Annotated in this window: 1 protein-coding gene; it reads left to right on the top strand. The window is 64.8% G+C overall.

The genetic code is table 11. The features are described from left to right. On the top strand, window positions 1–1255 hold a 1255-nt coding region (oprB, locus tag FFS27_RS32835), incomplete at both ends, for a carbohydrate porin OprB (RefSeq protein WP_019396298.1).

Below are 1255 nucleotides of genomic sequence, written 5' to 3'. Positions count from 1 at the left end.
CCGAACTCGAAATGGATGCTCGGCGACTGGGGCGGCAAGCGCACCGAGCTGCTGGAGAAGGGCTACGACTTCAAGCTGGAGTATGTCGGCGAGGCGGCGGCCAACCTCGACGGCGGCTATGACGACGACAAGACCGGGCGCTACACCGACCAGTTCGCCCTGGGCGTGCACATGGACCTGGAGAAGATCCTCGGCTGGAAGGCCACCGAGTTCCAGTTCACCGTCACCGAGCGCAACGGCAAGAACCTTTCCAACGACCGCATCGGCGACCCGCGTGCCGGGCACATCAGCTCGGTGCAGGAGGTCTGGGGCCGCGGGCAGACCTGGCGGCTGACCCAGCTGTGGCTCAAGCAGCAGTACTTCGACGGCGCGCTGGACGTGAAATTCGGCCGTTTCGGCGAGGGCGAGGACTTCAACAGCTTCCCCTGCGATTTCCAGAACCTGGCCTTCTGCGGCTCGCAGGTGGGCAACTGGGCGGGGAGCATCTGGTACAACTGGCCGGTCAGCCAGTGGGCGTTGCGGGTGAAGTACAACTTCGCGCCGGACTGGTACGTGCAGGTCGGCGCCTACGAGCAGAACCCGTCGAACCTGGAGACCGGCAACGGCTTCAAGATGAGCGGCAGCGGGACCAAGGGCGCGCTGCTGCCGGTGGAGCTGATCTGGCAGCCGAAGGTCGGCGCCGAGCAACTGCCGGGCGAGTACCGGCTGGGCTACTACTACAGCACGGCGAAGGCCGATGACGTCTACGACGACGTCGACGGCCAGCCGCAGGGGCTGACCGGCAACGACTTCAAGTCGCGCGGCAGCAAGCATGGCTGGTGGGTGGTGGCGCAGCAGCAGGTCACTTCGCACAACGGCGATGCTTCGCGCGGGTTGAGCCTGTTCGCCAACCTGACGGTCCACGACAAGGCGACCAACGTGGTGGACAACTACCAGCAGCTTGGAGTGGTCTACAAGGGTCCGTTCGATGCGCGGCCGAAGGACGACATCGGCCTGGGCATCGCACGCATCCATGTCAACGACGATGTGAAGAAGCGCCAGCGCCTGGTGAACCAGGTGAACGGCATCGACGACTACGACAACCCGCTGTACCAGCCGCTGCAGGACACCGAGTACAACGCCGAGCTGTACTACGGGGTGCATGTGACCGACTGGCTGACGGTGCGGCCGAACCTGCAATACATCAAGCAGCCGGGCGGGGTCGACGAGGTCGACAACGCGCTGGTGGCGGGGATCAAGATCCAGACGGTGTTCT

Origin of the sequence: Pseudomonas sp. 2VD (genome assembly GCF_005503585.1) — a bacterium.
Lineage (GTDB): Bacteria > Pseudomonadota > Gammaproteobacteria > Pseudomonadales > Pseudomonadaceae > Pseudomonas > Pseudomonas aeruginosa.
This window is presented reverse-complemented; position numbering and strand designations above follow the sequence as displayed.